Annotated in this window: 16 protein-coding genes; 5 read left to right on the top strand and 11 right to left on the bottom strand. The window is 67.4% G+C overall.

Annotation, left to right across the window (positions count from 1 at the left end; all coding sequences use genetic code 11):
- Positions 1 to 23: 23 nt before the first annotated feature.
- Positions 24 to 1,253, bottom strand: coding sequence for a glycosyltransferase (locus FPV16_RS06400; RefSeq protein ID WP_227437168.1), 1,230 nt, complete (start codon positions 1,251 to 1,253; stop codon positions 24 to 26).
- A complete protein-coding gene (locus FPV16_RS06395) occupies positions 1,250 to 2,845 on the bottom strand; it encodes a glycosyltransferase family 39 protein (protein WP_227437167.1) in 1,596 nt (531 codons plus the stop codon). The genes FPV16_RS06400 and FPV16_RS06395 overlap by 4 nt, the downstream gene beginning before the upstream one ends.
- A gap of 398 nt (positions 2,846 to 3,243) precedes the next feature.
- Here FPV16_RS06395 and FPV16_RS06390 point away from each other — a divergent pair, with 398 nt between their 5' ends.
- Positions 3,244 to 3,990, top strand: coding sequence for an arginyltransferase (locus tag FPV16_RS06390; protein ID WP_227437165.1), 747 nt, complete (start codon positions 3,244 to 3,246; stop codon positions 3,988 to 3,990).
- Positions 3,991 to 4,121: 131 nt separating this feature from the next.
- Here the strand turns inward: FPV16_RS06390 and FPV16_RS06385 are convergent, their stop codons facing one another.
- Complete coding sequence (locus tag FPV16_RS06385) at positions 4,122 to 5,747, bottom strand: alpha-amylase family glycosyl hydrolase (protein ID WP_227437163.1); 1,626 nt, start codon at positions 5,745 to 5,747, stop codon at positions 4,122 to 4,124.
- A gap of 317 nt (positions 5,748 to 6,064) precedes the next feature.
- Between FPV16_RS06385 and FPV16_RS06380 the strand changes: the two genes are divergently transcribed.
- Positions 6,065 to 8,596 carry a glycogen/starch/alpha-glucan phosphorylase gene (locus FPV16_RS06380; protein WP_227437161.1) on the top strand — a complete coding sequence of 844 codons (2,532 nt, stop codon included), beginning with the start codon at positions 6,065 to 6,067 and terminating at the stop codon, positions 8,594 to 8,596.
- A 36-nt stretch (positions 8,597 to 8,632) separates the two neighbouring features.
- Here the strand turns inward: FPV16_RS06380 and FPV16_RS06375 are convergent, their stop codons facing one another.
- The 3 genes from FPV16_RS06375 to FPV16_RS06365 are packed head-to-tail and all read right to left on the bottom strand — an operon-like array spanning position 8,633 to position 10,764.
- A complete protein-coding gene (locus tag FPV16_RS06375) occupies positions 8,633 to 9,940 on the bottom strand; it encodes an arsenic transporter (RefSeq protein ID WP_227437159.1) in 1,308 nt (435 codons plus the stop codon).
- Positions 9,941 to 9,974: 34 nt separating this feature from the next.
- Positions 9,975 to 10,412: an arsenate reductase (glutaredoxin) gene (arsC, locus tag FPV16_RS06370; RefSeq protein WP_227437157.1), complete on the bottom strand. Its 438-nt coding sequence runs from the start codon at positions 10,410 to 10,412 to the stop codon at positions 9,975 to 9,977.
- On the bottom strand, positions 10,405 to 10,764 hold the full coding sequence (locus FPV16_RS06365) for an ArsR/SmtB family transcription factor (RefSeq protein ID WP_227437154.1): 360 nt from the start codon (positions 10,762 to 10,764) through the stop codon (positions 10,405 to 10,407). The genes arsC and FPV16_RS06365 overlap by 8 nt, the downstream gene beginning before the upstream one ends.
- A 50-nt stretch (positions 10,765 to 10,814) precedes the next feature.
- Between FPV16_RS06365 and arsH the strand changes: the two genes are divergently transcribed.
- Positions 10,815 to 11,561, top strand: a complete 747-nt coding sequence (gene arsH / locus FPV16_RS06360; RefSeq protein ID WP_319802221.1) for an arsenical resistance protein ArsH — start codon at positions 10,815 to 10,817, stop codon at positions 11,559 to 11,561.
- Between the two features lie 133 nt (positions 11,562 to 11,694).
- Here arsH and FPV16_RS06355 read toward each other — a convergent pair whose 3' ends face one another.
- Positions 11,695 to 12,111, bottom strand: coding sequence for a DUF779 domain-containing protein (locus FPV16_RS06355; RefSeq protein WP_227437152.1), 417 nt, complete (start codon positions 12,109 to 12,111; stop codon positions 11,695 to 11,697).
- 61 nt (positions 12,112 to 12,172) lie between these two features.
- The gene (locus tag FPV16_RS06350; RefSeq protein WP_227437150.1) at positions 12,173 to 14,377 is read right to left on the bottom strand and encodes a 3-hydroxyacyl-CoA dehydrogenase NAD-binding domain-containing protein; all 2,205 of its coding nucleotides are present in this window, start codon (positions 14,375 to 14,377) and stop codon (positions 12,173 to 12,175) included.
- 110 nt (positions 14,378 to 14,487) lie between these two features.
- Between FPV16_RS06350 and FPV16_RS06345 the strand changes: the two genes are divergently transcribed.
- The gene (locus FPV16_RS06345) at positions 14,488 to 15,276 is read left to right on the top strand and encodes an EAL domain-containing protein (RefSeq protein ID WP_227437148.1); all 789 of its coding nucleotides are present in this window, start codon (positions 14,488 to 14,490) and stop codon (positions 15,274 to 15,276) included.
- Between the two features lie 143 nt (positions 15,277 to 15,419).
- Here the strand turns inward: FPV16_RS06345 and FPV16_RS06340 are convergent, their stop codons facing one another.
- The 3 genes from FPV16_RS06340 to FPV16_RS06330 form a co-directional block, all read right to left on the bottom strand.
- Positions 15,420 to 15,908: a hypothetical protein gene (locus tag FPV16_RS06340; RefSeq protein ID WP_227437146.1), complete on the bottom strand. Its 489-nt coding sequence runs from the start codon at positions 15,906 to 15,908 to the stop codon at positions 15,420 to 15,422.
- Positions 15,909 to 16,009: 101 nt separating this feature from the next.
- Positions 16,010 to 17,218: an acetyl-CoA C-acetyltransferase gene (locus FPV16_RS06335; RefSeq protein ID WP_227437144.1), complete on the bottom strand. Its 1,209-nt coding sequence runs from the start codon at positions 17,216 to 17,218 to the stop codon at positions 16,010 to 16,012.
- Positions 17,219 to 17,424: 206 nt separating this feature from the next.
- Entirely contained in the window at positions 17,425 to 19,212 is a 1,788-nt protein-coding gene (locus FPV16_RS06330; RefSeq protein ID WP_227437142.1) for an acyl-CoA dehydrogenase C-terminal domain-containing protein, read from the bottom strand.
- Between the two features lie 283 nt (positions 19,213 to 19,495).
- Between FPV16_RS06330 and FPV16_RS06325 the strand changes: the two genes are divergently transcribed.
- On the top strand, positions 19,496 to 22,936 hold the full coding sequence (locus tag FPV16_RS06325) for a tetratricopeptide repeat protein (RefSeq protein ID WP_227437140.1): 3,441 nt from the start codon (positions 19,496 to 19,498) through the stop codon (positions 22,934 to 22,936).
- Positions 22,937 to 23,056: the final 120 nt, after the last annotated feature.

The raw sequence follows: 23,056 nt of genomic DNA, 5'->3' as shown, positions 1-23,056 counted from the left end.
GGAGTCCGAGGAGGATTTCGCCTCTACCGCGATAGGGAGGGGGGCTGGGGAATCCCGAGTTCTCCGCCGCTGCTCGATAGAGCGGCGTCGTTCTGGTGGGCCTGCTTCTCCCGATCGGGTCGCTTTTCGAAGCGCCGCCATACGGTGAGGGCCGACAGCACATAATTGCAGGCGGCGCCGATCAGAATGCCCGCTCCCGTGGCCAGCCACCATATGCCGGTGCCCGTGTAGATGAGGTGAGCGACCAGGATATTGTTGAACGCGCCGCAGGAGCAGGACAGGCAGAAGACCGCGAGCCCTCGCAGGAGGTCGGCGCCAACGATCCGCTGGTCCCGATACGTCAGGATGTTGTTGAGGAAGAAGTTGGCCGTCATCGCGCCGAGGGTGGCGATGGTCTGGGACATCAGAAAATTGTCATTCAGGGCGGACAGCATCAGCCCCAGCAGCGACAGGTGAACGATGACGCCGAGGCCTCCGACGAGGGCGAAGGAGACGAACCGGGTCGGAAGCACGCCGAAGGCCGACTTCGCGATGAGAAGGACCGCGAAATCGAAGAGAACCCTCTCGTCGAGCTTGCTCTGCCCGGTCAGTCGAGGACCGAAGACATAGGGGATTTCCCCGATCTTCAGCGACCGCCCGCCTTGGGCCAGGATATCCGCGAGGAGCTTGAAGCCGTCGCGGCTCAGGTGCGGCGCGGCCTTCACCAGAATGCTCCGGCGCATGAGGAAGAAGCCGCTCATGGGATCACTGGTCTGAACCCGGAGAAGGGCTCGCACCAGCTTGTTGCCGGCATTGCTCAGGGCCTTGCGGACCGACGAGAAGGCCGCCACGTCGGGATCGTCGAGGTAGCGGCTGGCGATGACCACGTCGCAATGGGTGGACATCATCAGATCGAGCATCGGCGTCAGCGTCGCCGGTTCGTGCTGCAGGTCCGCATCCATGACGGCGACGAGTTCGGAGCGCGCCGCCAGCATCCCCTCGATACAGGCTCCCGCGAGCCCGCGCCGGCCGGTCCGGGTGATGATCCTGATGCGTGGATCGCTCCGCGCCAGATCTTCGACAACGGCGGATGTGCCATCGGGCGAATTGTCGTCGACGACGATCACCTCGAAACGGTGCGGCGCGAGCGCGGTGGCGATCCGGCCGCAGATGACGGCGATGTTGTCCCGCTCGTTGAATGTGGGGATGACGATGGTGAGCAGGGGCAGATCCGCAGCCGAATTGGACGGTGTCTGGGTAGAGGGAAGCGTCACTGGCGGCCTTTCGCGCCGACCCTGGGCTTCGGCCAGGTCCCATCGAAATGGGTCGCCCGGACGATCCTGAGATCATGCATCTTGCGCCCGTGGAAATTCAGGCGGATGGGCGCATCTTCCGAGAACGTCTCGAAATGCCCGTCGAGATTATATCTGACCGCCTCGAGATTGGCATACCTGTCTATGATGACGGCATCCATGCCGCGGAATTTCTCGGCATCGGCGAGATAGGTGAAGTGGATATTGTCGCCTGCGAGGCACAGGCCGCGGAACTTGTCCCTGACGGCATAGAAGGCCTTGGCGCAATCCTCCCAGCGGGTCGCGGCGATGAAGGTGCGCGAGGGATCGAGCCCGCGAGCCGTCAGCGCCACGGGAAGATCGTCCCAATCGTAGAGTTCCAGCAGGATCGGATCCTGCGACCGGAAGGCTTTGGCCGGGGCGACCCGCTCAGCCCAGCCGGTGAAGACGTGGGTAACGAGAAGACCGATCACCAGGATCGTCGTCGCGGCCAGGGTGGCGAGCCAGCGCCGCGCAGCCTCCGGCCGATCGGCGGCGAGGCCACTCGCCCAGGCGCCGACGAGGGGCAGCAGCGGAAGATAGCCCATTGATGCCCAGTGATAGCCGCGCAGGGGGTGGCTGCTCCACACCATGACGCCGAAGATGAAAACGAGCACGGGCGCGGACATGCAGGCCAGAAGCCAGGGCCCCTCCTGCCTCGGCCCGTTTCGAAGGCCGCGATACAGCATGTACAGCGCCGGGCCGAAGACGAGGGGATGGACGATCAGGACCTGCGTCAGGGACCAGCGGAACGCCCGCGCCGTGTTGATGCTGCCGTCACCACCGGCGCGGGCCCCCTGATACAGGAAGGAGACCCAGCCGTGCTCCGCGTTCCAGACGATGACCGGGAGGAGCGGCACCAGAAGAACGACGAGGCCGAGATAGGTGGCGGGGCGCAGGAGCCAGCTCCTCCCCTCGGCCCGGCTCACCACCGCGACGAGCAGTCCCGGTACCAGGAGAACGGCAAGGTACTTGGACGCGAGGGCGCATCCGAACAGGAATGCGCAGGCGTACCAGACCCCGTTGTCGCGAACGCGCGAAGCGGCGAAGTCGATGTGGAGGAAAGTCAGGAGGGCCGCGAGAATGAAGACGGTCATCGGCCCGTTCGTCTGGGCCAGGCTCCCATCCGAAAGTCCGAGAAGCGGCGACAGCAGATAGGCGCAGACCGCGTAGAATCCCGCACGGGAATCGAAGAGACGCGTCGTGATCCGATAGATCAGCCAGCCCGAGATCACCGACATGACGAGGAACGGCAAGCGCACGATCAAGGCGTCGTCGGAACCGAACAGGCGCATGGCGCCCGCGATCGTCCACCATGTCAGCGGCGGCTGGTCGAAGAACGAAAGCGACGGCTGCCTCGCGACGACCACGCCATAGGTTTCCATGAAGGTGAGGTCGAGAAACCGCACCGCCACGAGACGGACGAGGAACGAGGCGAACAGGACGGCGACGACACGACGGGTGTAATCCGCCGGTCCGGTTTCCTCCCGCGAGGGACCGGCCCAGATATCACTCGACCGGTCGGAGCGCGGCATCGATGTTTCGAGAACGTTGATGAGACGATTTCCCTATCCGGTCTTGAAAGATCGGGTCAACCTCGGCAGCGGTCGGAGCCGACGATCCTGTTATGCCGCCTCACGCATTCGGCCCACCACCGGAAGGCGGCGGGCACCATGCCCACGCGAACTTTGCCACTCTGTTTCCGCCCGTCATCGGTGGCCGCCCGCGACACCGGGTGCATTCATCCTGAATTGGGTCGGAAACGCGACCAGTCTCCATAGGGCGGCATTGATACGGGCAGCAGCCCTGCCATGCCAGTCGCCCTCGTGAAAATAGGGTGCCGCGACGCTCACCCACTTGAGCCCCGCCACGGGGCGGGTACACTCGTCTCGTGCGGGGAACGCTCCCGCCGGCCCCGAGGTCAGCTGCAAGCGTGACGAGCCATCCCCGCGACACACCGCAATTCTATCTGACGGCGCCTTCGCCCTGCCCTTATCTGCCGGGGCAGGAGGAACGGAAGGTGTTCACCCATCTCGTGGGGCGCCGCGCCCGTGACCTCAACGAGATCCTCACCCAGGGCGGCTTCCGGCGCTCGCAGACCATCGCCTATCGGCCGGCCTGCGAGACCTGCCGGGCGTGCATCTCGGTGCGGGTGGTGGTGTCGGATTTCCTGCCGTCGGCGAGTCATCGCCGCATCCTTCAGCGAAACGCCGATCTCATCGGCAATCCCGAGCCCAATCGCCCGGCCTCGGAGCAATACGCCCTGTTTCGCCGCTACCTCGACGCGCGCCATGGCGATGGCGGCATGGTCGACATGACCGTGCTCGACTACGCCATGATGATCGAGGACAGCCATGTGGACACCCATCTCGTCGCCTATCGCCGGCGCGGCCCGGACACGGCGATCAACGGACGGGGCACCGGGCCGACCGTGGCCCTCTGCCTGACGGACGTGCTCTCCGACGGATTGTCGATGGTCTACTCGTTCTATGATCCGGCGGAGGCCCAGCGTTCGCTCGGGACCTTCATGATCCTCGACCATATCCGCCGGGCCGCCTCCCTCGGCCTGCCGTATCTCTATCTCGGCTATTGGGTCGATGGCTCGCGCAAGATGGACTACAAGGCCCGCTTCCGTCCTCAGGAGCGCCTGATGGGACCGGGCTGGCAGCGGGTGGAATAGTCCGCCGCCCCGTTCATCCACCGGAACGGTGTCAACGCGAACGACGCGTCAGAATTGGGTGAACCGCGCCGGGTGTGCCCGCCAAATCCCACCTAATCCCGCCTCCGCCCTGAGATCCCGCACACCACAGCTCAGGTCGGGTTCCCGACGAGGATCACGCCCTCGTTTGCCGCGATATCGAGGGTTCCGGAGGCGGCGAAGTCGACGCGTCCCGGATGGGTCGAGAGGACGATGATCCAGCCTGATCCGGCGCCAAGGGGGAATGCGACCGGGGAGGCCGAGAAGTTCAGCACGATCCGTAGGGTCTCGCCCGCTTCCCTTCTGTCATAGGCCAGAACGTGGTCGAGCCCCTGCGTCTCCAGCCTTCTGTAGCTTCCCACCGCCAAAGCGGGATGGGCGCGGCGCAGGTGCAGGAGCCGCCGGTAGAGGGTGAGGATCGAGGTGGAATCGTCGCGCAGGGCCTCCACGTTCCGCCGTTCCCGGTCGGCGCTCAGGGGCAGCCACGGTTCGGCTTCGCTGAAGCCGGCATGCGCGGTGTCGTCCCACTGCATCGGCGTCCGTTCCGGGTCGCGGCCATGGCCCGGCTCGTTGAAGCCCCAGGGGTCGCGCATCCGCTCTTGCGGAATCTCCACATGGGCGAGGCCGATCTCGTCGCCGTAATAGACCGTGGGCGTACCGCGTAAGGTGAGGAGGAGGATCGCCGCGATCCGCGCCTGCGCCTCGCCGATCCGCGCGGCGATGCGGGGCTGGTCGTGGTTGCCCAGTACCCAGTTCGGCCAGCCGCCGGGGGGCAACGCCTCCTCGTACTCGTCCACCAGGGCCGCCACGGCATCGGCCCGCCACGGGGTCTGGATCAGCTGGAAGTTGAACGGCAGGTCGACGCCGGACAGGCCGGGGCCGTAATAGGCCACCAGCCGCTCGATCGGCAGGTAGATCTCGCCGATCAGCACCCGATCGTCGTAGGCATCGAGCACGCGGCGCATGCCGGCGATGATGTAGAACACTTCCGGGCGGTCGGCGGAATAGACCTGCTCGAACCGGTTGATCTCCGGCTGTTCGGGATGGAAGGCGGGGTTCGCCGGATTGTCGCGAAACCCCTCGTCCTTCATCAGGTGCCAGATCACGTCGACGCGGAACCCGTCGATGCCACGGTCGAGCCAGAAGCGCAGCACGGCGTGCATCGCCTCACGCACGGCCGGGTTACGCCAGTTCAGGTCCGGCTGATCGGCGAGGAACGCGTGGTAATAATACTGGCCGCTCGTCTCGTCGAAGGTCCAGGCCGGGCCGCCGAAATTGCTCAACCAGTTGTTGGGCGGTCCGCCATCCGGTGCCGGATCGCGCCAGATGTACCAGTCTCTCCGCGGATTCCCACGCGAGGCGCGGCTCTCCGTGAACCAGGGATGCGCGATGGAGGAGTGGTTCGGGACGAAGTCGAGGATGACTTTGAGCCGGCGGGCATGGGCTTCCGCGATCAGCGCATCGAGGTCGGCGAGGCTGCCGAAGAGCGGGTCGACACCGCAATAATCGGCAACGTCGTAGCCGTAATCCGCCATGGGCGAGGGATAGATCGGCGAGATCCAGACCGCGTCGACGCCGAGCCAGGCGAGATAGTCGAGCCGGCGCGTGATGCCGGCCAAATCGCCGACACCGTCACCGTTGGTGTCCTGAAACGAACGCGGATAGACCTGATAGACGGTCCCCCGCTTCCACCAGACGGCTTTCGCCAGATCCGGAACAATCGCCTCGCCTGACGTCATCCGTTCCCCGATTCACGCCCGAATCCCCGCCACAGCCTAGCCTGGGCCGGAGCGCCAAGCGACCCCGCCGGGCGCGTCCGCGCGCCGCCGCGCCAGCGCGCTTCTGCCGCATTCATGAAACCTTCAGCGCTAAATGGTCTCATTCCCGCACGGTTTGGATGGGAGACAGGCGAATCGCGGGGATCGGTCACCGCCAGTGGGATCGGTCGATCCCGGAAGGCCGGCTTGTCCATAGCGACGCCGCCGCACGGTCACCGCCGGAAGAAGCGGGTGCCGAAATACGCTTTGCGGCAGCGACACTGAGGGGGAATGAGACCATGCTGAACGAAATCCTGGCCGGCACCGCTCGGAGCGAGGACATCGGCACGCGCACTGCCGCCGCAGAGGCGCCGGCCCGGCCGAGCTGGACCGCTCCCGCCAAGCCCGCCTCCGGCGATCCCGTGGCCGACCTCCGCGAGGCGATCCTCGCCAAGCTCGCCTATGCCATCGGCAAGACCCCCGAGACGGCGCGCGAGCGCGACTGGTTCGCCGCCACCGCCCTGGCCCTGCGCGACCGCATCGTCGATGCCTGCATGGACGGCAGGTCCACCAGCATTCCCAACAAGCGGGTCTATTACCTCTCGCTGGAATTCCTCATCGGCCGGCTCCTGTCCGACGCCATGAACAATCTCGGCCTCGTGGACACGACCCGCCGGGCCTTGCGCGACCTCGGCATCGATCTCGGCGATGTCGAGGCGGCCGAGCCGGACGCGGCCCTCGGCAATGGCGGCCTCGGCCGTCTCGCCGCTTGTTTCATGGAGAGCATGGCGAGCCTGTCGATCCCCGCCATCGGCTATGGCATCCGCTACGATCACGGCCTGTTCAAGCAATCTTTGGAGGATGGCTGGCAGAAGGAGGCGCCGGAGACCTGGCTCGCCGAGGGCAACCCGTGGGAGTTCGTCCGGCCCGAGGCGACCTACGCGATCGGGTTCGGCGGCCACGTCACCATGTCGGCGATCTCCGACGGCGTGATCCGCCGGCACTGGCACCCGGCCGAGACCGTGCGGGCCGTGGCCCACGACGTCCCCGTGGTCGGCTGGCGGGGCAGGCACGTCAATACCCTGCGGCTGTGGAAGGCGGAGGCGGACTCGCCCCTCGAACTCGCTCGCTTCAACGGCGGCGACCATGTGGGCGCGGTTTCCGCCCGCTCCAAGGTGGAGGCGATCTCGCGGGTTCTGTACCCGAGCGATTCCTCCGAGACCGGCCAGGAACTGCGCCTGCGCCAGGAATACTTCTTCACCTCGGCCTCGCTGCAGGACCTCGTCTCCCGTCACGTGGCCGAGCGCGGCGACCTGCGCTCGCTGCCGGACCATGCCGCGATCCAGCTCAACGACACCCACCCGGCCATCGCCGTGCCGGAGCTGATGCGCATCCTCCTCGAGGACCACGGCCTCGCCTGGGAGGATGCCTGGCACATCACCACCCATACGCTCAGCTACACCAACCACACCCTCCTGCCCGAGGCGCTGGAGACCTGGCCGGTGGAGCTGATGGAGCGGCTGCTGCCGCGCCACATGCAGATCATCTACCTGATCAACTGGATGCATCTCGAAGAGCAGGGGCGGCACGGCAGGGCCGACGCGGCGCAGCTCGCCTCGGTCTCCCTCATCGACGAGGCCAACGGCAAGCGCGTCCGGATGGGCCATCTCGCCTTCCTCGGCGCCCGCCGGGTGAACGGCGTCTCGGCGCTCCACACCGACCTGATGCGCTCCACCGTGTTCAAGGACCTCCACGCCCTCGACACCGACAAGATCGTCAACAAGACCAACGGCATCACCTTTCGGCGCTGGTTCCACAACTGCAATCCCGAGTTGACGAAGCTCGCGGTGGAGGTGGTGGGCGAGCGCGTCCTCGACGATCCGGAGGCGCTGCTGGGGCTGGCCGATTACGCCGCCGATAGCGGCTTCCAGGCGCGCTACGCCGCCATGCGCAGGTCCCGCAAGGAGGCGCTGGCCAAGGTGGTGGCCGAGACGACCGGCATCGTCGTCGATCCGTCAGCCCTGTTCGACACGCAGATCAAGCGCATCCACGAATACAAGCGCCAGCTCCTCAACGTCATCGAGACCGTGGCGCTCTACCAGGCGATCAAGGCCGAGCCGCATAAGGACTGGACGCCCCGCGTCAAGATCTTCGGCGGAAAGGCGGCGCCGAGCTACGTCCAGGCCAAGCTCATCATCAAGCTCGCCTGCGATGTGGCCAAGCTCGTGAACAGCGACCCGGATGTCGCCGGCCGGCTCAAGGTGGTGTTCTTGCCGAATTACCGCGTCAGCCTCGCCGAGGCGATCATCCCCGGCTCAGACCTGTCAGAGCAGATCTCCACCGCCGGCATGGAGGCGTCGGGCACCGGCAACATGAAGCTGGCGCTCAACGGCGCGCTCACCGTCGGCACGCTGGACGGCGCCAATATCGAGATCCGCGACCATGTGGGGGCGGACAACATCTTCATCTTCGGCCTCGACGCCGCCGGCGTGCAGGCCCGCTCGGCCGAGCCGGATTACGCCGCCAGGGCCATCGCGGCCTCGCCGCGCCTCGCTGCCGCCCTCGACTTCATCGAGGCGGGCGGTTTCTCGCCGGAGGAGCGCGGCCGCTTCCAGCCGATTGTGGACGACCTGCGCCACAACGACCGCTACTTCCTCACCGTCGATTTCGACGATTACTGGCGCGTCCAGCGCGAGATCGACGCCGCCTGGATCGACAAGGCGAGCTGGTGGAAGAAGGCCATCCTCAACACCGCCCGGATGGCCTGGTTCTCCTCCGACCGCTCCATGCGCGAATATGCCGACGACATCTGGCGGGTGAAGGTGGGGTGAGCCGAACGGCTCGTCATTGCTTGCTTGGGAGCTCGCTCACGGGCGGGCTACCGGCGTGCCGAGCAGCGGCAGCCAAGCCGCCAGCGCCAGGAGTGTGACCAGCAGCACGGGCGGGGTGATGATCAGGCCGACCTTCATGTACTGGCCCCAGGTGATCCTCTGGCCTTTGCTCGCCAGGACATGCAGCCAGAGCAGGGTGGCGAGGCTGCCGATGGGCGTGAATTTCGGCCCGAGGTCGCAGCCGATCACGTTGGCGTAGACCATCAGCTCGCGGGTCAGCGGAGACAGATCCGAGGCCTGCTGGATCGAGAGCGCGCCGATCAGCACGCTCGGCATGTTGTTCATCACCGATGACAGGATCGCGGCGGCAAAACCGGTGCCGATGGTGGCGACCCACGGCCCGTGCCCGGCCAGCCAGACCAGCCCCTTCGCGAGTTCGTCGGTGAGGCCGGCGTTCCTGAGGCCGTAGACCACGAGGTACATGCCGAGACTGAACAGCACGATCTGCCAGGGGGCGCCGGCCAGCACCTTGCGGATCGGGATGACCCGGCCCCGCCGCGCGAGGCCGAACAATCCCGCCGCGCCGGCACAGGTCACGACCGACACGGGCACACCGAGCGGCGCCGTGACGAAGTAGGCAAGCAGCAGCACACCGAGCAGGGGAAACGCGGCCTTGAACACGACCGGATCGCGGATCGCGCCACGGGGCGGCTCCAGCGTGCTCACACGGTACGTCACCGACAGGTCGTGCCGGTAGTAGGCCCACAGCACCACCAGCGTTGCGGCCAGCGAGACCAGATTCACCGGCACCATCACGGCGGCATAGCGCCCGAAGGTCACGTCGAAGAAGTTGGCGGAGACGATGTTGACGAGGTTGGAGATCACCAATGGCAGGCTGGTGCTGTCCGCGACGAACCCGCAGGCGACGATGAAGGCCAGGGCCGCCGCCGGCGTGAAGTCGAGCCGCAGCAGGATCGCCAGCACGATCGGCGTGAGCAGCAGCGCCGCCCCGTCGTTGGCGAACACCGCGGCGATGGCCGCGCCCAGGAGGATCACCAGGGGAAACAGCAGCCGGCCCCGGCCGCCGCCCCAGCGGGCGATGTGCAGGGCCGCCCAATGGAAGAACCCGGCCTCATCGAGCAGCAGCGAAATGATGATGAGCGCCACGAAGGTGAAGGTGGCGTCCCAGACGATATGCCAGACCACCGGAATGTCGCCCGGATGGATCACACCGGTGGCGAGGGCGATGCCCGCGCCGGCCAGGGCGCTCCACCCGATCCCGAGGCCCTTGGGCTGCCAGATGACGAACATGAGGGTGACGAGGAAAATCGCAAGTGCGAGCATCGGGATCGTTTCTTGTTCTGGTTGCCCGTGAGGCTCAGGCGGTGGCGACGCGACGGCCGTGCTCGTCCACCACCCGCTCGCCGTCCTCCTCGACGAACTCGCCCTGCTGCGCCGGCAGGAGATCCAGCACGGCCTCGGACGGCCGGCACAGGCGCACGCCCCTGGGCGTCACCACCAGCGGGCGGTTGAGGAGAATCGGATGCGCCGCGATGGCGTCGAGCAATTGATCGTCCGTCAGCGCCGGATCACCCAGGTTCAACTCCGCGTAGGGCGTCCCTGTCTCGCGCAGTACGTCCCGCACCGACAGGCCGGCTCGGGCGAGGAGCCGCACCAGCAGCGCCCGCGCTGGCGGGGTTTTCAGGTACTCGATCACGTGCGGCTCGAGACCGGCGTTGCGGATCATCGCCAGGGTGTTGCGCGACGTGCCGCAATCCGGGTTGTGATACATCACGACGTCGAACGATTCAGGCATGGGCGCTGTCTCCGGGGGTGCAAAGGCAGGCGGCCAGCGCCTCGGCCGCCGGGGCGCAGACCTCCGGATGGCCCTGGCAGCAGTCTCGCATCAGGAACTGGATCAGATCCGACAGCGCCGGATAGGCGGCGCTGTAGAGGATGGAACGGCCTTCCCGCCGCGAGGCGACCAGCCCCGCATAGCTCAGCTCCTTGAGGTGGTGGGAGACGGTGGCGGCGGAGACGCCCACCGCCAAGGCCAGCACGCCGGAGGCCAGGCCGTCCGGACCCGCGGTCACGAGCGCCCGCACCAAGCGAAGGCGGTGCTCCTGCGCGAGGGCCGCGAACGCGGCGAGGGCTTGTGGTTCGTCCATTTTCGTTACAATCTTCAAACGATCATTTGAAAGTACAAGAAAGCTGATCCTTGAACAAGCCTGCCCAGCCCTTCACCGATGGCCTGCCGAACCTGAATGCGGCGCATTTCCTGGTGCCCACCCACGAGAGCCTGCGAGTGGCCGAGCCAATCACCCACGCGCCCCGGTTCCTGATCCTCTACGGGTCGCTGCGGGAGCGCTCGTTCAGCCGCTTCCTGGCCTACGAGGCCGCCCGCCTTCTCGAAGCCATGGGTGGTGAGGTACGGATCTACGACGCCCACGGCCTGCCCCTGCCCGACGATACGACCGCCGAGCATCCGAAGGTGCAGGAGCTGCGCAACCTGTCGATCTGGTCGGAAGGTCAGGTGTGGGCGTCGCCGGAGCGCCACGGCAACCTCACCGGCGTGATGAAGAGCCAGATCGACTGGCTGCCCCTGAGCGAGGGAAGCGTGCGGCCGACGCAAGGGCGCACCCTCGCCGTCATGCAGGTGTCCGGCGGCTCACAGAGCTTCAACACGGTGAACGCGCTGCGCGTGCTCGGCCGCTGGATGCGGATGATCGTCGTCCCCAACCAGTCGTCGGTGCCGATGGCCTATAAGGAGTTCGACGACGTCGGCCGGATGAAGCCGGGGCCGCTCTACGAGCGCGTCGTGGATGTCTGCGAGGAGCTGATGAAATTCACGCTCCTGACCCGCGAGCAGTCCGCCTATCTGGTGGACCGCTACAGCGAGCGGAAGGAGCGCGAGCCGGAGCGGCTCGGAGCCGTGGCGGCCGATATCGGCTTCGTGAAGCGATAGAGTACCCGTATCCAAGCCGCATCGGTCATGGCACCGATCAGCGCGAGGCCTTGCGACAGGTGGCACGCGGCCACCCGCGATGGCGACCGAGCGTTGGACTTTTACTGCGAGGGGAGGGCGCGCCGCCTCCGGGTCAGATCCGGCACGCGCCTTCGAGCGCCGTGTTCTCCGCCTCCGTAAAAATCCGCGAGCGGATGAGGAAGCGCCTGTCGCGGCCGTTCTCCAGGGAGAACATGCCGCCGCGGCCGGGCACCACGTCGAGGATCAGGTGGGTGTGCTTCCAGACCTGGAATTGCGGGCGGCTGATCCAGAAATCGGCGCCGGCCACCTGGCCGAGATGGACGTCGCTATCGCCGGTGAGGAAATCGCCCACGGGGTAGCACATGGGCGACGAGCCATCGCAGCACCCGCCCGATTGGTGGAACATCACCGGCCCGTGCTCGGCCCGCAATTCCTCGATCAGGGCGATGGCGGCCGGCGTCGCCGTGACCCGCAGGGGCGTTCCATCCGCGCCGACCTGATCGGCGGTGGTCGCTTCGATCGTGCTCATGGAACGCTCCCTTCCGTCTTGTGATCCCGGCCCGGAGTGATCCCCAGGCCGGGGCGTTCGATCACGCCGCCTTCTTGGCCGCGGCGTCGCCGTAGAACGTGCCGCCGGCCTCCGCCATGCGCAGGAGGTTCTCCGGCACCGCGAAACGGGACCCGTGCTTGGCTTCCAGGCCCTGGGCCAGGGCCACGAACGCCTTAGCCCCCATGAAGTCGATGTAGGACAGGGCGCCGCCGGTAAAAGGGGCGAAGCCGAAGCCGAGGATGGAGCCCACATCCGCCTCGCGCGGGTCGGTGATCACGCCTTCGCCCACGGTGCGGGCGGCCTCCAGCGCCTGGACCACCAGGAGCCGCTGCTTCAGCTCGGTGAAATCGACGTCGTCGGGGTCGATTCGCGTCGTCTGGAGCTCCGCCAATCCGGGCCAGAGCTTCTTCGAGGCGCCGTCCGGATAATCGTAGAAACCCTTCCGGTTCTTGCGCCCGAGCCGGCCCTCGCCCTCCACCAGGGTGGTGAGCAGGGCTTTCTGGGCGGGATCGATCGCCTCGGCGCCGAGCTGCGCCTCGGTGGCCCTGACGATCTTCAGAGCTAGATCGACGGCGACCTCGTCGGTGAGGGAGAGGGGGCCCACCGGCATGCCCGCCTGGCGGCCGGCATTCTCGATCATCGCGGCAGGAACGCCCTCGATCAGCATCTTGTGGCCCTCGTAGAGATAGGCGCCGACGCAGCGGTTGGCGAAGAAGCCCCGGCTGTCATTGACGACGATGGGCGTCTTCTTGATCGCGCGCACGTAGTCGAGGGCGGTGGCGAGCGCCGCATCCCCGGTCTCCTCACCCTTGATGATCTCCACGAGCATCATCTTCTCCACCGGCGAGAAGAAGTGGATGCCCACGAAACTGCCGGGGCGCCGGGAAGCCTTGGCGAGGCCCGAGATTGGCAGGGTCGAGGTGTTGGAGGCGAAGATCACGTCCTCGCCGATCACCGCCTCGACCTTGGCGATGACCTCGGCCTTCACCTTCGGATCCTCGAACACCGCCTCGATCACGAGATCACAGGATGACAGGTCGGCGTAATCGGCGCTGGTGGTGATGCGGGCGAGCAGCGCCTCGCGGTCGGCGGTCTTGGCGCGGCCCTTGTTGATCTGGTCGGTGACGAGCTTGTGGGCGTAGGCCTTGCCCTTCTCGGCGGCTTCCGCGGACTGGTCGAGAAGGACGACCTCCATCCCGGCATTGGCGGTGACGTAGGCGACCCCGGCTCCCATGAAGCCGGCGCCGACAACGCCCACCCGCTTCACGCTGGTCTTAGCGATTTCCTTCGGCCGGCGCGCGCCCTTGTTGAGCTCGCCCATGGAGATGAACAGCGTGCGGATCATCGCCGCCGCCTCCGTCGAGCGCAGGATCTTGGCGAAGTACCGGCTCTCGACCCGCAGCGCGAGATCCATCGGCAGCTGCAGGCCCTCGTAGACCGAGGCGAGGATGGCCTTGGCCGCCGGATAATTGTCGTGGGTCTCGCGACGGTAGATCGCGTTGGCCGGCGGCCAGATCATCATGCCGGCGGGCGAATAGACCTTGCCCGAGGGCGCCTTGAACTTCGGTACGTCCCAGGGGGCCACGGGCGAGCCGCCGGCCCTGATCCAGGCCTTGGCTTTCTCGACGATCTCGTCCTTTTCCGCCACCTCGTGGACGAGGCCCATGTTCTTGGCCATGAGCGGGCGGATCTGCTCGCCCTTGAACAGCATCTGCAGGGCATCGCCCGTCTGCATCAGGCGGGGGACGCGCTGTGTGCCGCCGGCGCCGGGAAACAGCCCGACCTTGATCTCGGGCAGGCCGACGCGGGTCTTCGGATCGTCCGACAGCACCCGGTGATGACAGGAGAGCGAGAGCTCGAAGGCGCCGCCGAGGCAGATGCCGTTCACCGCCGCCGCGAACGGCTTGCCGCAGGTCTCGAGCTTGCGGAAGACGAGGGTGAGCTTGCGCGATTCCTCGAAGAAGTGGCGCATGGCCTCCTCCTCGCCCTTCTCAGCTCTCAGCTTGTCGTAGGCCTGGCCGAGGCCCTGGAGCATGGTGAGGTCGGCGCCGCCGGAGAAGTTGTCCTTGCCCGAGGTGATGACGCAGCCCTTCACGGCGGGATCGGCCACCACGGCGTCGATGATCTGATGCAGGTCGCTCATCACCCCCTCGGTGAAGACGTTCATCGAACGGCCGGGCATGTCCCAGGTCGCGAGCGCGATGCCGTCGGAATCGACCTCGAAGCTGAAGTTCGTGAGATTCATGTCTGATCCTTTGGGGGCGGCTTGAGGCGTGAGGCTATTAAGACGTTTTAAAAATTTGGGCTGGATAATGAATTCCAGGATCGAAAAGGTCGAACAGGAAAACTTATCGAATGTTGGCGCGAAACGTCTGCCAGGGATGCCGCGACGGCGCCGATCTCGACTTTAGGTTTACCATGGCGTTCCAACCCATCCTCGATCTCGACGCTCAGCGTGTATGGGGATACGAGGCGCTGGTGCGCGGCCCCGAAGGCCAATCCGCAGCCTCGATCCTCGACCGCGTCACCGAAAAGACGGTCTATCGCTTCGACCAGGCCGCGCGGGTCCGGGCCATTGAATTGGCCGGCCGGCTGTTCCCCGTGGACGACGAGACCAAGCTGTCCATCAACTTCATGCCCAACGCGGTCTACGAGCCGGCGGCCTGCATCCGCTCGTCGCTGGAGGCCGCGCGCCGGGCCGGATTCGCCCATGACCGGATCATGTTCGAGTTCACCGAGAACGAGAAGTTCCGGGACATCGACCATGTGAAGCGCATCGTCGCCGAGTATCGCAAGCAGGGATTCCTCACGGCTTTGGACGATTTCGGTGCGGGCTTTGCCGGCCTCAACCTCCTGGCGAATTTCCGTCCCGACCTCGTCAAGATCGACATGGAGCTTCTGCGCGGCATCGACACGGACAAGGGCCGTCAGATCATCACGGCGGGGATCATCTCTATCGCGCGCCAGCTCGGCGTCGCGGTCATCGCCGAAGGTGTCGAGACGTGGGGCGAACTCGAGACCCTGCGCGGGCTCGGGGCGACGCTGTTCCAAGGCTACCATTTCGCCCGCCCCCAACTCGAAGCCCTCCCGCGTGTCGCCGGATTCGAGGCACCGGAGCCGCGCCTCGCCGCCCTGGCGTCGTAGCACTTCTCCCGGAACGCCCGCCGCGCCGTTGTGCCGGCACGTTCGCGTCGTCAGTCCCATGCAGGGCCGCCCCAGGCGGTGCGGCCCTGCCGTCGATCCTCCGTGGATTTTTTCCCGGTCAGTTTCTACGTCCCAGTCGGTTCTTACTTGGCCGGTGCCGTCCCCGGCAGCGGCGGCGCGCCTGCCGGCCTGTCGCCGGCCGAGGCGATGGCCAGCATGTTCAGGATCTTGGTGACGGCACCCTGCGAGATCAGCGTGACCGTCGAGGCCGGGTCCGAATTGATCGCCTGGAACTTCTGGTAGATCTTGTCGTCGTAGACGCCGCTGAGATGCTTGAGCTCGTCGAGGGTGAACTTCTCGGCATAGGCCTTCGACAATCCCTCGATCATCACTTCGCGCTGCTTGTCGAACTCGGCGCGGACTTCCTTGCGGATGGCTTCGGCCTTGTCCTCGGGCATCGGCTGCACGGTCTTTTCCAAGGCACCGGTGAAGCCGGTTTCGAGGTTCTTGATCAGGGTCTTCTGAACCAGATCCTTGGCGACCGCGACGCGGTCGGCGGCGTCGTCCGCATGGGCGGCGAACGGCGCGCAGAGCGCGGTCGTCAGCATCAGGGTCGCGAGAAGGCGTGTCATCGTGGCGTGTCTCCCGGTGTTTATGATTGCGCCGCCGGCATCGGCGGCGGGAGTGCGCCGTTTAGCAGCGTTCCGAAGGGTTTGGGAGGGACGGCGCCCCATCACACCCGCTCGATGATCGTGGCGGTGCCCATGCCGGCGCCGATGCAGAGGGTGACGAGGGCGCGCTCCTTGCCGGTACGCTCCAACTCGTCGAGCACCGTGCCGAGGATCATCGCCCCGGTGGCGCCCAGCGGATGGCCCATGGCGATGGCGCCGCCGTTGACGTTCACCTCGGACGGGTTGAGCGCGAAGGCCTGGCAGAAGCGAAGGACCACGGCGGCGAAGGCCTCGTTGACTTCGAACAGGTCGATATCGGCGATGGTCATGCCGGCGCGGGCCAGCACCTTCTTCGTCACGTCCACCGGGCCGGTGAGCATCAGCGCCGGGTCCGAGCCGATATTGGCGAAGGCGCGGATGCGGGCGCGCGGCTTGAGGCCGGCCTTCTCGCCCGCCTCTCTCGAGCCCACCAGCACGGCGGCGGCGCCATCGACGATGCCCGAGGAATTGCCGGCATGGTGGACGTGGTTGACTGTCTCCACGTCGGGATGCGCGTCGATCGCCACGGCGTCGAACCCGCCCATCTGCCCCATCTGGACGAAGGAGGCCTTCAGGCCGGCCAGCGACTGCATGTCGGTGGAGGGGCGTATGTGCTCGTCGGCGTCGAGCAGGGTGATGCCGTTGACGTCGCGCACCGGGACGACGGAATTCCTGAACAGTCCGTCGGCCCAGCATTTCGCCGAGCGCTTCTGCGACTCGACCGCGTAGGCATCGCAATCGTCGCGGGAGAAGCCGTATTTCGTGGCGATGAGGTCGGCCGAGACGCCCTGGGGCATGAACCACGATTTGATCGCGATGGCCGGGTCCACCGGCCAGGCCCCGCCCGAGGCGCCGAGGCCGACGCGGCTCATGGATTCGACGCCGCCGCCGATGGTGAGGTCGTGCTGGCCGGCCATGACCTGAGCCGCGGCGAAGTTTACTGCGTCGAGGCCGGAAGCGCAGAAGCGGTTGATCTGCACGCCGGGCACGTGGTCGCCGTAATCGGCCACCAGGGCCGCCGCGCGGGCGATGTCGCCGCCGGCCTCGCCGACGGGATCGACGCAGCCGAGGATGACGTCGTCCACCTGCCGCGTGTCGAGCCCGTTGCGCTCCTTGAGGGCGCGCAGAGCCGTCTCCGCGAGGCGCAGGGCCGTCACCTCGTGCAGCGCGCCGTCCGGCTTGCCGCGGCCGCGCGGCGTGCGGACGTGATCGTAGATGAAGGCCTCGGGCATATGCGCTTCCCTGTTGTCCGCTCCCGCGGAGCGACGGCTTTCAAAGTCCACTCTCGGTCTCACCGTCATTCCGGGGCCGCGAAGCGGAGCCCGGAATCCAAATCCGCTAACACATCCAAGGTTTGTCGCGTCGGCGGTTCTGGATTCCGGGCTCGCTCTGCGAGCGTCCCGGAATGACGTGGTGAGCTGAAAGTCTGTCGTCCGCTCTAAAACGCCTCGGCGCGAAGCGCCATGGTCGTCTCGGCCCCGGCCTTGATCCGCGCCAGCCGCAGGGCGGTCTCGGGCAACGTCCGCTCCATGTAGAAGCGGCCGGTGACGAGCTTGTCGTCCATGTCCTGCGGGCGGCCGTCGGCGATCCGCGCGAGCGCCGCCTTGGCGATCCGGGCCCACATGTAGCCCATGGCGACGAGGCCGAGGAGGTGCATGTAGTCGGTGGCGCCGGCCCCGGCATTGTCGGGCTTGGAGAACGCGTTCTGCATGAACCACATCGTGGCGCCCTGAAGGTCGTTGAGGCCGGCCTGGAGCGGCGCGGTGAACGGGGCCATGCCCTCCGCCTCGGAATGGTCCTTGATGAAGCTCTGGACCTCGCCGAGGAAGCCCATCATCGCCCGGCCACCGTCCTTCGGCAACTTGCGGCCGATCAGGTCCATGGCCTGGATGCCGTTGGCGCCCTCGTAGATCATGGCGATGCGGGCATCGCGCACGAATTGCGACATGCCCCATTCCTCGATGTAGCCGTGTCCGCCGAAGAGCTGCTGGGCCGCCACCGCGTTGTCGAACCCCTTGTCCGTGAGCACGCCCTTCACCACCGGGGTCATCAGGCCCATGTGGTCCTCGGCCTTCTGGCGCTCGGCCGCATCGTCGGAGCGGTGGCCGATATCGGCCTGCAGCGCGGTCCACAGCACCAGGGCGCGGGCGGCCTCGTTGAAGGCGCGGATCCCCATGAGGGTCCGGCGCACGTCCGGGTGGACGATGATCGGGTCGGCGGCCTTGTCCGGCGCCTTCGCCCCCGTCAGCGAGCGGCCCTGGAGCCGGTCCTTCGCGTAGGCCACCGCGTTCTGGTAGGCGACCTCCGACTGGGCGAGGCCCTGGACGCCCACCGCGAGACGCGCCTCGTTCATCATCACAAACATCGCGTTGAGGCCGCGATTCTCCTGGCCGATGAGCCAGCCCGTCGCGCCGTCATAGTTCATGACGCAGGTGGAATTGCCGTGGATGCCCATCTTGTGTTCGAGGGAACCGCAGGAGACGCCGTTCCGCTCGCCCACCGAGCCGTCCTCGTTCACGAGGAACTTCGGCACCACGAACAGGGAGATGCCCTTAGTGCCGGCCGGCGCGCCCTCGATCCGGGCGATGACGAGATGGACGATGTTCTCCGACAGGTCGTGCTCGCCGGCCGAGATGAAGATCTTGGTGCCGGTGAGGCTGTAGGAGCCGTCGCCGTTCGGCGCCGCCTTGGTCTTAAGGAGCCCAAGATCCGTGCCGCAATGGGGCTCGGTGAGGTTCATGGTGCCGGTCCAGGCGCCCTCGACCATCTTCGGCAGATAAGTCGCCTTCTGCTCTTCCGAGCCGTGGACGAGAAGGGCGGCCATCGCCCCCTGCGTCAGGCCCGGATACATCGTCAGCGCCAGATTGGCCGAGGACGCGAATTCGGAGATCGCGGTGTTGATCGTGTGCGGCAGGCCCTGGCCGCCATATTCCTCCGGCACGGCGATGCCCATCCAGCCGCCTGCGGCATAGGCGTCGTAGCCGGCCTTGAACCCGTCCGGCGTGGTGACGCTGCCGTCGGCGTGCCGGGTGCAGCCCTGCCTGTCGCCGATGGCGTTGAGCGGGGTGAGCACCTCTTCGGCGAGCTTGGCGCCCTCGGTGAGCACGGCCTGGATCAGGTCGGGCGACGCATCGGAAAACCCGCGCAGGTTGTTGCGGCCGTGGAAGGCGAAGACGTCGTCGAGAAGAAACTGAACGTTCTCCACCGGTGCCCGGTAAGTCGGCATCTCGTCTGTCCTCCGGCTGTCTCACCGCATGCTCGATTCGGCCCAAAGGCCACGGCGCGCTTGATGGTTCATATATAAACTATCGTGTTCGGGAGGGAAAGGGGGCCTCTTCCCTGGCCGTTGTCAGGAGATATGGCCAGTTTGGCACAGGGCTTAACCAGCTGTTTACCAAGAGTATCAAATGTCGACGGCAATCGATCCGCTTCGGTGCCGCTGCGACACCTCCACGTTGCACACTCACACGTCGGATTGGGTCACGGACCTCGCTGCCCCGGGTTTGACGATGAAACGCAACGCCACGCTCAACCTGGAAGAGTTCGATCCGGAAGTCCTTGACGCCGCGCGCGACGTGGCGCGCCGCGCCGGCGTGCCGGTGGAGGCCTGGATCGCGTCCATCGTGTCGCCGGATCAGAAGCCCAAGGCGCGCCGTTCCCGCATCTCCTCGTCCACGCAGCATCCGCCCCGGCCCCGCCCGGAGGGGCAGGTCACGTCGCCGGTGCCACCCGCCTCCGTCGAGACCACCGTCGTTTCCGACTCCTTACCGGAGGCTGAGACCGCCGCCGAAATCGCTGCCGTCACTGAAGTCGCTTCCCCCGCCGAAGTCGCGGCCATCGCATCGGATCCGACCGAGCCGTTCACCACCTCGATCGCCGAGATGATGCGGCGCCTCGACCAGATCGACCACAAGATCGGTCAGGACCAGCAGGCCTCGCAGGAGACGGCGACCCGGGCGATCGAGGAGATCGAGGCCCGGATCAGCACCGTTCTCGATGCCGGCCTGTCCCCGGCGGCCCAGATGGCCGAACGCCTGGGCCAGATCGAGCGCCGCATGGTGGAGCTCGGCGAGCAGCTGGCGTCCCCGCGTCCGATCGGCCGGCGCGGCCGCCCGGCGGAGGCGGAGGTCCGCGACGCCGTCGCCGAGATCCGCCAGCGCCAGCGCGAACTCGATTCCGACGGGGCCACCGCCCACGGCAAGGCGAGCGGTGCCGCTCTCCGGATGCCGTCTCCCGCCATTTCCGAATTGCAGGCCGAGACGAGCCGCCTGCGCGAATCGATCGGCGGCCTCGCCACGGGTCGCGATGTCGGCGCCCTCGAACAGGCCATGCGCTCCCTCGTCACCGGGGTCCAGCGCGCCCAGGAACCGGCCGATCTCGCCGCCATCGCGGCCCCCATCGAGTTGATCCGCGTGCAGGTCACCCGTCTCGCCGACGATGTGGCCGAGAACGTCCATGCCCGCGTCGCCAGCGACGTCGAGCGCCTCGCGGCGAAGGTCGACGGCGCGCTCAGCAACAGCACGCCGGGCTTCGCCGACCGCGACGAACTCGGCAACCTGTTCCGCGAACTCGACGAAATCCGCCGCTTGATCGCCGCCCTGGCCGGGCCGGAGCGGATCCAGAGCCTCGCGCAGGGCCTCCAGGCCATCAGCGCCCAGATCACCGAGCTGCAGGGCGGCGTCGGCGGCGACGGCACCAACATGGCCGAGCTGCGGCCCCTGCTCGAAGAGATCCGTACCGGATTGCGGACCCCGCAGGCGGGAGGGATCGAGGAACAGATCCAGGCGATGGGCGCCAAGCTCGACGCCCTGCGGGAAGGTGCCTCCGGCGGCGGCGGCAACTCGGACGCGATCATCGTGCGCATCGACGCCCTCGCCGACAAGGTCGAGCGGGCCAGCGTCAATCCCGTCGGCGACCTGATCGGCCGCCTTGAAGATCTCGGCGAGACCCTGCGCCGGCCGGTTATTCCCGGCGGCGACCTCGCCTCGATCCACGGCATGCTCCACGACCTCGCCGAGAAGCTCGACCGTGTGGGCGGCCCCGTCGGGCCGCGCGCCGAGGGGCTGGATGCGCTGGAAAAGCAGGTCCTGGCGCTCGCCAGCCGCATCGACACGCGGGACGCCGACCCGGCCCTCGCCGGCCTTGAGCGGACGATGTCCGATCTTCTGGCGCAGGTCTCGGCGCTGCGCGACGAGGCACCGATCGAGGCCGCCGTCGAGCGTGCGGCGCGCAACGCCGTCGCCGGGAGCATCGGCACCACCGGCGATACCGGGGAACTCGAACTGCTCAAGGCCAGCCTCGCCGACCTGCGCACGCAGCAGGCCGCCTCCGAGCAGCGGATGCAGGCGACCCTCGACGGCGTCCATTCGACCCTCCACAAGCTCGTCGGGCAGCTCGGCGCCCTGGCGGATGACGGACCGCTTTCCACCAGCCGCTCGAGGTCGACCCATGACCTCGCCGAGCGCCTCGCGGTCGCCACCGGCCGTCTGGACGAGCGTGCGCCGATGCAGACCGGCGCGGGGCTTCGGCGTCCCGAGCCCCTGCGGGTCAGCCCTCCGACGCAGTCGTTCGAACTCGGCCATGTCACGGACCTGCCGCTCGAGCCCGGCACCCGGCGTCCGAACCTGGACCGGTCCGCCGACGCCGCGGCGGACGCTGCCGCGCCGACCGAGAGCGACATCAAGACGAGCTTCATCGCCGCCGCCCGGCGCGCGGCTCAGGCGGCGCAGAACGAGGCGGCCGAAGCCGCCCGCTCGCCCGAGATGCGCGGCCGCGCCTCATCCGACAATGCCGCCGAAACGCCCATCCCCGGACGGGGCGCGCGGCTGCGCGCCGAGCTCGACAAGCGCCGCAAGCCGCTGCTTCTGGGCCTCGCCGCCATCGTCCTGGCGCTCGGCGCGCTGCAGGCCATCAACACCCGCCGTACGCAAGCGAACGCGTCCGCCCCTCAGATCGCCGCGACGACGGCCCCATCGGCCGAGCCGTCCGAGAGCCCGGACACGACCCCCACCGCCACGGCCAGCACTTCCCTGGCCGGCACCCCTCCGGCGGCTACGTCGACCGGCGGCACGGAACCGGCCGCCAGGCCCGATCCGGAGACCACCCAGTCGATTTCGGAATCCGCCCCGCCGCCGGCCGTCCCCGCCACCGCTCCGGCCGAATCTGCGGCTCAACCGCTCCAGCGCTCCGTGCCGAAGGTCGCCGCGCTGCACAGCCTGGCAGGCGATCTCGCGGCCGTGCCCACCGGTCTGGCACAGCTTCGCAAGGCCGCCCTCGAAGGCGACGGCGCCTCCGTCTACGACCTTGCCGCCCGCGCCCTCGAAGGTCGCGGCATGCCCCGTGATTTCGCCGTGGCCGCGAAGCTGTTCGAGGCCCTGGCCGATGCCGGCTACGCCCCGGCGCAGTACAAGCTCGGCGGCCTCTACGAAAAGGGCTCGGGGGTGGTGCGCGACCTCGCCCAGGCCAAGCTCTGGTACGGGCGCGCGGCGGAACAGGGCCATGCCCGCTCGATGCACAACCTCGCCGTGGTCTATGCCGAGAACCCCGCCGCGAACGGTAAGCCGGACTACACCACGGCCTCGCAATGGTTCCGGCGCGGCGCGGAACACGGCATGCGCGACAGCCAGTACAATCTCGCCGTCCTGTATGCGCGCGGCCTCGGTCTGCAGCAGGATCTCGTCCAGTCCTACCTCTGGTTCTCCGCCGCCGCGGCCCAGGGCGATGACGATGCGGGCCGGAAGCGCGACGACGTCGCCGCGAAGCTGGCGCCGAAGGATCTCGTCGTGGCCCAGAAGCTGACCGCCGCCTTCAAACCGAAGGCGCCGGTGCCGGCCGTGAACGAGGCTCCCGCGCCGACGGGGACCGGGGTGGACGGATCGATGAGCCTGATCGGCGCTCCGCCTCCCGCCGCGCCCGTAACGACGACGCCGCGCCGCAGCACGGGCGCATGACGCGGTGCGCGTGATAGCGACGCGCACGGTCGAAAAGAACGCCGCGCGTGGGCGAAACGGCGTTTTATACCAGAAGCTTATCCGGGTTTTGGCGTTGCGCCAGCCCGTGGGCGGCGTGGC

Source organism: Methylobacterium sp. W2 (genome assembly GCF_020662345.1).
GTDB lineage: Bacteria > Pseudomonadota > Alphaproteobacteria > Rhizobiales > Beijerinckiaceae > Methylobacterium.
Note: the sequence above shows the minus strand (reverse complement) of the source record. Positions and strands in the feature narration are given on the sequence as shown.